Source organism: Nonomuraea sp. NPDC050451, from assembly GCF_044458585.1.
The window spans coordinates 179539-187549 of the sequence record NZ_JBITHZ010000025.1 but is presented as its reverse complement, the minus strand read 5'-3'; the positions used below and the strand labels follow the sequence as shown (position 1 = coordinate 187549).

The 8011-nt window shown below is 69.2% G+C and carries 8 protein-coding genes; 2 read left to right on the top strand and 6 right to left on the bottom strand.

The window, feature by feature from the left end; all coding sequences use genetic code 11:
* Position 1: 1 nt before the first annotated feature.
* The 3 genes from ACIBI9_RS46915 to ACIBI9_RS46905 all read right to left on the bottom strand — a co-directional run bounded on the left by ACIBI9_RS46915 (position 2) and on the right by ACIBI9_RS46905 (position 2401).
* The gene (locus ACIBI9_RS46915; protein WP_397232862.1) at positions 2-433 is read right to left on the bottom strand and encodes a phosphotransferase; all 432 of its coding nucleotides are present in this window, start codon (positions 431-433) and stop codon (positions 2-4) included.
* Between the two features lie 214 nt (positions 434-647).
* Positions 648-1148, bottom strand: a complete 501-nt coding sequence (locus ACIBI9_RS46910) for a pyridoxamine 5'-phosphate oxidase family protein (protein ID WP_397232860.1) — start codon at positions 1146-1148, stop codon at positions 648-650.
* Positions 1149-1183: 35 nt separating this feature from the next.
* Positions 1184-2401 carry an MFS transporter gene (locus ACIBI9_RS46905; protein ID WP_397232858.1) on the bottom strand — a complete coding sequence of 406 codons (1218 nt, stop codon included), beginning with the start codon at positions 2399-2401 and terminating at the stop codon, positions 1184-1186.
* 182 nt (positions 2402-2583) lie between these two features.
* On the opposite strand from ACIBI9_RS46905, the gene ACIBI9_RS46900 reads away from it, so the two are divergent.
* Together ACIBI9_RS46900 and ACIBI9_RS46895 are read left to right on the top strand one after the other, a co-directional pair.
* Complete coding sequence (locus tag ACIBI9_RS46900) at positions 2584-3510, top strand: LysR family transcriptional regulator (RefSeq protein ID WP_397232856.1); 927 nt, start codon at positions 2584-2586, stop codon at positions 3508-3510.
* Positions 3511-3754: 244 nt separating this feature from the next.
* Positions 3755-4651 carry a LysR family transcriptional regulator gene (locus tag ACIBI9_RS46895; RefSeq protein WP_397232854.1) on the top strand — a complete coding sequence of 299 codons (897 nt, stop codon included), beginning with the start codon at positions 3755-3757 and terminating at the stop codon, positions 4649-4651.
* Between the two features lie 276 nt (positions 4652-4927).
* Here the strand turns inward: ACIBI9_RS46895 and ACIBI9_RS46890 are convergent, their stop codons facing one another.
* The 3 genes from ACIBI9_RS46890 to ACIBI9_RS46880 form a co-directional block, all read right to left on the bottom strand.
* On the bottom strand, positions 4928-6175 hold the full coding sequence (locus tag ACIBI9_RS46890) for an NAD(P)/FAD-dependent oxidoreductase (RefSeq protein WP_397232852.1): 1248 nt from the start codon (positions 6173-6175) through the stop codon (positions 4928-4930).
* A 112-nt stretch (positions 6176-6287) separates the two neighbouring features.
* Positions 6288-6851, bottom strand: coding sequence for a YceI family protein (locus ACIBI9_RS46885; RefSeq protein WP_397232850.1), 564 nt, complete (start codon positions 6849-6851; stop codon positions 6288-6290).
* A 59-nt stretch (positions 6852-6910) separates the two neighbouring features.
* Positions 6911-7351, bottom strand: a complete 441-nt coding sequence (locus ACIBI9_RS46880; RefSeq protein WP_397232848.1) for a YybH family protein — start codon at positions 7349-7351, stop codon at positions 6911-6913.
* Positions 7352-8011: the final 660 nt, after the last annotated feature.

Below are 8011 nucleotides of genomic sequence, written 5' to 3'. Positions count from 1 at the left end.
CTCATCCGCAAGATCGGGCCAGGCATCTACACCGCCCAGCCAAATCCCTCAGTGCCCTTGCCAGCGGCCCAAAAGCCTTAACTACCTGGCCTTGGACGGGGGCGCGGTCGGCGGGCTCGCCCGGCACCCAGGTGGTGACGATCCAGGGGCGCGGAAACCGGGCGGAGGGCTCGCCGAGGTGCTGCGGGACGGGAACCGGCAGCGGAAGGCGCGGGGCCAGGGAAGGCAGCCAGGTGTACTCCTTGAGCAACAGCGCGTCCGCGGACTCCCCCACCCAGGGCAACCGGACGGCGAGGTCGTCGCCGAGCCGCCACAGCTGGTTGGCCCAGCCCCGCGCGCCGAGCCGCACCGGGCGATCGGCCAGGTCGGGGTGCTGGTCACGCAGCAGATCCCGCACCAACTCCGCGCTGATCTCGATCTCGGTGTGCGTCATGCGAAGCAACAGTAGCCGGATGGCGACCCGCCCGTTTCAAGGCTTTCGGACCAGGAGAACCCAGGGGTTTCGTGACGGATCTGACGCCGGAGGAACTGGAGCGGTTCTTCTTTCTGGACGAGGCCGCATCGGAGACCGCGCGTCAGGAGCGGGCCTTTCCGCGCACCGCGTTGAGGAGCGGGCGATCCAGCCCACGCGGGCGATCGGGCGGCGCTCAGTCGCCCTGACGCTCCTCCCGCTGCCGGATCAGCTCCTCGACCGCGCTCGGCAGAGTCGTCTCGAAGTCGATCAGCTTCGCCCACGTCGGGGTCACGACGATCCGGACCATGCCGTCGTGGTAGAGCGAACGCACCTCCGCCTCCCACACGACCCGCTGCTCGGGCGTCATCTCGTAGGTGCTGGTCGTCTGGAGGTACTCGTCCGGGATGCCATCGACGAAGTCCAGCTCGGCCCGGCCGCGGACGAGCAAGATCTTGGGCGGGTGCACCTCGGTGTCGATGGTCAGGGCGACCATCGGGTTCTCGCTCAAGGCCTGGAGCTTCGGAGCGTTCTTCGGAGTGCACATGACGATCTCCGAGCCGTTCCAGGCGAAGATGATCGGGATATTGCGGGGTGTGCCGTCCTTGGCGACGTAGGCCAGGCGGGCCACGTCACGGGCAAGCAGCTCCTGGCTGAGCGGCCGGTTCAGAACCTCGGTGATCTCATTCGGTCGCACGGTGATTCCTCTCATTGTTGTTTCTCTGCGTCGGTTCAGGGGCGTTCGGCCACTGCTTGCGCGGTGGTCGGTTGTGGTCTCGGCAGCGGGGTCCCGTTCGACAGGCGCAGGCCCGGGTTGAGCATCGCGGTGACCGCGAGCGACGCCACCGCCATCACGGCCATCGCCGCACCCACGGGCAGGTACTGCGCGACCAGCCCGGCCAGCGTGGCGCCGGCCGCCTGCATCGCCTTCATGCCGGTGACGTGCAGGCCCAGCGCCTGGCCGCGGACGTCCTCGCCGATCAGCGCGATCAGCCGTTCCTGCAGCAGCAGCGTGGAGGCGAAGCCGATCGACGCCACCGCGACGACGCCTGCCGCGACCGGCGTGCTGAGCGGCAGCGCGAACAGCAGGTACGGCAGCGCGAGCAAGAATCGCAGCGGAGTGACGTACCGCCGCCGCCCCTGTGGCGACAGGAACCGCCCGGCGGCCAGATCGCCGAACAGCATGCCCAGCGCCGCCGCGACGAACAGCGCGGCGGCGGACCGCGGCGCGTAGGGCACGAACAGCGCTTCGCAGCCCACCACCAGGCCGTTGGGCACCCACATCGCCAGGTAGACGGCCCGGCGGGCCGGCGTGGACAGCAGGTGCCGGTTGACCCGCCAGGTGACCGCGACGGACGGGCGGCCGGACGCCCGCGCCGGCCGGGCGCTGAGTCCCCACCGCAGCACCAGAGCCGCGACGAAGGCCAGCGCCGCGCTGATGGCCAGCGTCGCACGCGGCGACACCACCGCGAGCAGGATGCCGCCGAGCGCGAAGCCGGCGATCTGCATCGCGCCGACCGAGATGTTGAGCGCCGAGCGGCCGAGCACGTACCCGTTCGGCGGCACGATCTCGTTGAGCAGGCCGTACCGGACACCGCCGCCGATCGAGCCGACCAGGCCCAGTGCCAAGATCACCGCGAACATCGCCCACAGCGGCATGCCCGGCATGGCCAGCGCCAAGCTGCCCAGGCCACCGGCCAGCGCGGTCAGCGTCAGCGCCGCACGCGGTCGCACCCGGTCGGCCACCGACAGCAGCGTGGTCGCACCGACCAATTCGGCGAACGACGGCCCGAACATGCTCAACGCGGCCAGCAGCGGGGAGTCCGTGCGGGCATACACCAGCGTGGCGAGCGCCAGCCCGTTCAGCGTGGTCGAGGCGACCTGCGCGCACGAGGCCGCGAACAGCGGGGTGAACTCGGGCGTTCGAAACAGTTCCCGGTACGTACGCATCGTTGTGGATTCCCTTACTCTCGTCCGCCGTCGGTGCGTACAGCATCCGGCGGCCGGCACAGGCTCGGCCGTTGTGGTGAACCCGGTCATCCAGCCCATCTCGGCTCACCACGAGCCTGCACCCCAGAGGGCTCATGCGTCTAATGCCACCTTTAGCGAAAATCCATCGATAAGCTTGATGAATGCTCGACATCGTCCGGCTTCGCGTCCTGGCGGCGGTCGCCGCCCACGGCTCGGTGACCGAGGCGGCCAAGACGTTGCACTACTCCCAGCCCTCGATCAGCCACCATCTGGCCCGGCTGGAGGCGGCGACCGGAGCCAAGCTGATCCAGCGCGTCGGGCGCGGCATCCGGCTCACGCCCGAAGGCGAGCTGCTCGCCCGCCGCGCGGCGGAGATCGTCGGCCGGGTCGACGCGGCCGGCGCCGAACTGGCCGCCCAACTCGGGCTGCAGACCGGCCGGGTCCGCCTCACGGCCTTCAGCTCGGCCTTGAGCGTCCTGGTCCCGCCCGCGGCCATGGCGCTGTCCCGGTCGTACCCGAACATCGAGCTGCACCTGGACGACGCCCATCCCACGGTGGCGCAGCGGCGGCTGCGCGACGGGTCGGCCGACCTGGCGATCGTGCACCGCTACGACGACGCCGTGCCGGAGGACGGCATCCGCTACTCCTATCTCCTCGACGACCCGATGTACCTGCTCAGCCGGCACCCTGGCCAGACGCTCGCCGACCACCGGGACTCCGCGTGGATCGCGGGCTGCGAGAACTGCCGTGGTGAGCTGCTCCAGTTCTGCGAAGCCGCCGGGTTCAGCCCGCGCATCACCTACCGCAGCGACGACATCGTCGTCGAGCAGGCGTTCGTCGCCGCCGGGCTCGGGGTCACCACCATGCCCGGCCTCGCACTGCGCTCCCACCACGCGGACGGGGTCGTCGCCAGCGAACTGACCGAGTTCCGGCGCCGCATCTACCTCGCCACGTTCGGCGAACCACCCGACCCGCCCGCCACGACCGCCTTCATCACCGCCCTGCGCACCACCACCAACGCCCTCCGGATGGGAGAAACGCCCTCCCCGGAGACGGGTCAGTCGGGGGTGACGCGGCCGGATTCATAGGCGTGGCCGACCAGTCGGGCGCGGCCGCAGGCGCCGACGTGGTGCACGGTGGGTTCGGCGCCGTCCTGGGCGTCGGTGATGAGCTGAACGGTGATCGCAGTTCTCCCACGACGCTCACGAGGTACGGCTCGCGCGGTTCGGCGAACGGTTCAGGCTCGATGTGCGAACAGATCCAGACACTATGGCCCACGAGTTATCTTCACTAAGATTGATATCGCCGTAGTGCTATACATCTGGAGGCGCGATGGAGTTGAACTCGCTCAGGCAGTTCCTGGTGGTGGCGCGGCTGGAACACCTCAGCGGCGCGGCCGAGGAGCTTCGCGTCGCCCAGCCGTCGCTGAGCCGTACCATCGCCCGGCTGGAGAGCGAGCTGCGCACACCGCTGTTCGACCGGAGCGGCCGGCTGCGGCTGAATGCCGCGGGCAAGCTCTTCCGCGATTATGTCGAACGCTCCCTGGGTGAGCTGGACGCGGGGCGGCGAGCCGTCGCCGAGGCCGTCAGCGAGGGTGTGGGCACCGTACGGCTCGCGTCGGAGACCTTCCTCACGCTCACCGGGCCGCTGGCGGCCTTCAAACGAGCTCACCCGACCATCGAGGTCGAACTCCGCTGGATGGCGGCCGACGAGATGGGCCGTCACCTGCGGGCCCAGGACGTCGACCTGTGCGTCGCCTCCCAGCCGATCGCCGCCGAGGGCCTGGAAGCGGTCCAACTGCTCGATGAGGCGGTCGGTCTGGCCACGCCGCTCGACCATCCGCTGGCGAGCCGTACGTCGGTGAGCTTCGACGAGCTCACCGGCCAGCCCTTCGTCAGCGCCCGCAAAGGGCACTGGCAACGCCGCCTCCTGGACCGGCTCTTCGCCGCACGAGACCAGACCCCGAAGATCGTCTGCGAGGTCGACGAGCCCAGCGCCATCGCGGCCCTGATCAGCGCGGGGCTCGGCATCGGTCTCGTCCCCGCCTTCGCCCGGAGCAGCCCCACGCGGGTCCCCGCCGCCTGGGTCCCCGTCGACAACCCTGACTGCCGACGCGCGGTCACCCTGTACTGGGGCGCCGGCAGCCACCTGTCCACCGCCGCCCGCCTGATGCGTACCACGATCGCCAACTGGAACTGGATCACCGGCGAACCACAGGAGAAGCGCTGAGGACGCGCTTCATGATCGTCTCACATCGGACACCGGCGGAGGTCGTGGCCGCGGATGTCCGTCCGCGGGGCTTCTCACGGACGTTGCAGCGCACCGTCGTCTCCCAGCCTCAACGAGGATGAGGTTGGAAACTTCCGTGGTGACCGTCATGCGGGTGGCGCATGATCGACCTGCCTCCCGCGCCCTGCCTCAAGCGTCTGCCGGCCGGGGCGGGTGAGGGTGCTCACGCTGCCCTGGCCTGGGTTCGGCCTCCTTGGCCTGCCGTACGGAAGGGTCTCACGAGGTACGGCTCGGCGCGTTCGGCAGCAGGTCCGGCAAGGGCGTGCCGGGGTCGGCGAGTTGTTGCGGGTCGGCGGGGTGCGCTGTGGCGATGAGGGTGCGCAGGTGATCGGCGGCGCCCCAGTTGTCGATGGTCAGGGCGGCCACGGGGATGCGGCGGTTCAGCCAGAAGACGGTGAACCCCTGAGTGGCGTGCTCGCCGCGGGTGATGGTGCGGTCCCAGGCGGTGGGGAGTCCGAGGTATTCGAGGGTGGAACCGTACTGGGTGGAGAAGAAGTAGGGGACGTGGTCGATGGTCGGAGGCTTGCCGACCAGGGTGGCCGCGGCGGCGGTGCCGTGGATCACGGCGTTGTCCCAGTGTTCGATCCGTACGGGATTCAGGTAGTGCGGGTGCTGGTGGCGGGCGACGTCGCCGGCGGCCACGGCGGCCGGGTGCGAGGTGCGCAGGTGCTCGTCGGTGAGGATGCCGCCGTCGACGTGCAGTCCCGCTGCCCGGGCGAGTTCGGTGTTGGGGGTCGCGCCGACGCCGACGAGGACGAGGTCGGCGGGGATCGTCCGTCCGGTGATGGTCTGGACGGCTTCGACCGAGCGCGTGCCGAGGATGGCCTCGACGCCGTCGCCGAGGAGCAGGTTCACGCCGTGGTCGTGGTGGCGGCGGGCGATGAGGCCGCCGATCTGGTCGCCCAGCACGTGGTAGAGCGGTGTGGGCAGGGGGTCGATGACGGTGGTGTGGTTGCCGAAAGTACGACTGGCGGCCGCGAGTTCGGAGCCGAGCCAGCCGGCGCCGATGACGACGACATTGCCGGCCGCGCGCAGGGCCGTGGCCAGGTGTTCGCTGTCGTCGCGGTTGCGCAGGTAGCGGACGCCGTCGAGATCGGCGCCCGGCACCTGGAGGCGGCGCGGGCGGGCGCCGGTGGCGATCAGCACCCGGGCGAAGGGGAACTCGGTGCCGTCGGCCAGCCGTACCCGCCGGGCGTCCAGGTCGAGGGCGGTGGCGGGGGCGCCGAGTGCCAGAGTGACGTCCTGGTCGGCGTAGAACCGCGGCTTCAGGACGTCGAGGTCGCCGGGCCCGGTGGTGCCCAGGAGGTAGCCCTTGGACAGGGCAGGGCGCTCGTACGGCAGGTGGGGTTCGTCGCCGACCAGGGTGATAGGCCCGTCGTAGCCGTGGTCGAGCCGCAGGGCCTGAGCGGCCGTCGCGCCGGCCAGGCTCGCTCCGACGATGACGATGCCGGGATCGGCGCTCATGGCAATCCTCCTGAGCTCGACGAGGCGCTGGACCAGAGTGGCGGTGTCCCGATCCCGCTCGGTCAAACCGCGGAATCGGGACTGGGCCTTGCGGGCGCCCGTCCGGGTCGGGTCACTTCTGGAGAACGGCCTGGATCTCGAGGCTGATCGACACCTTGTCGCCGACCACGACGCCACCGGCCTCCATCGGGGTACTGATGTCAATGCCGAAGTCGCGCCGGTTGATCTCCGCGGTCGCCGAAAAGCCGGCCCGCTGTGCACCCCACTGGTCCGAGCCGAACCCGTTCACCTCGACGGCCAGCGGTACCTGCCGCGTGACGCCGTGCAACGTCAGCTCACCGTCGATGACCCAACCGTCGCGGGTCTCGCGGATGCCGGTCGAGCGGTAGCTCATCGTCGGGTACTTGTCGATCTCGAGGTAGTCGGCGGTGCGAAGGTGGTTGTCACGTATTTCGTGGCCGGTGTCGATGGACGCGAGGTCGATCGTCGCGGTCACCGACGAGCCCGGCAGGTCCTCGCTCGTGACGATCGTGACGTCGTAGCTGGTGAACCGGCCACGCGTCTTGCTGATCATGAGATGACGGACAGTGAAGCCGATCTCGGAGTGCACCGGGTCGGCTTTCCAGGTGCCGACCAGATAGCCCGGGATCTCGACGGTCGCGGGGACGGGGGGCATGGCTTCCTCCATGGATGTGGTGCCGCGGCGACGCGGCGCAGGCGGGGTGGGGTGGTGGGTCAGGGCTCGAGGTCGACGACTCCCTTGCCGCTGGCGATGTCGAGCGGCACCGAGACCTGGTCGTGCACGATCAACCACGTGCCGTCGATCTTCTGGAGGCAGTACGTGACCCTGACCCACATACCGCTCGTCGCCGTCCCGTTCTTCAGCGTGCCGCTGAGACGAGCGAAGGCGTGCCCGAACGCCACCTCATCGCCCACGGTGAGCGTCAGGTCGCGAACCTCATAATTCACACGCTCGAAGAACGTGAACACGGGCGCCCAGTTCTTGAGCTTCGCCTCGATCCCCACATGCTGGAGCGGCGGCTCGACGTCGAAGGACACGATGTCCGTTGCGTAAAGCCGCTTCAGGCCCTCGAGATCCTTGCCTTGGAGCCCTTCGACGATCTTGTCGACCAGCTGGCGGATCTTGGCTTCGTCAACCTCGCGTTGCGTAGGCATCGCTACCCCAGCCCTTCCCTTTGCGGTGGAATCTTGGCTTCTCACACCTCCGACGCTATGGCTCTGGAGTTATCTTGTCTAAGATTAATATTGCTATGATGTTATGTACTGGGCGACATGATGGAGCTGAAGTGTGATGGCGCGACTGGAGCACCTCAGCTGGGCCACGAGACCCATCGCATCGCCCAGCCGTTCCGCCGCCGGACTGGAGAGCGAACCGGGCGCACCTCTGTTCGACCGCAGCGGCCCCTGCTGAACGACACGGCAAGCTCTTCCGCGTCGAACGCTCCTCGATTGAGCTCAATGCGTGGCGGCGAGCTGGATGCGGGGGATATGCCTTGCGGAAGGCCGCACCATGAGCGCTGCGGATCTGGCCGGACTCCAATTCGCGGCCACCACCGGCAGATGGGCCTGGTCCCTGTCGTGGCGATCACGCACCCAGGGCTGCGTTCACCCGAGATCCCGCCAAAGCGGCCGTACGGGAGCGCATGACGCGCTTCTGGGGCCAGCTCCACCTCATCAACTACGCCACCGGCATCGTCATGGGTCTCGGGCGCTGGAACCGTACCGGTGCTGCGCTGATTCCGGGAGCACGGCTGCGTCCACCGCCTGGCCCGCGACGCCGACATCTCCCGGCCCACCGGCTACCGCTACCTGCGC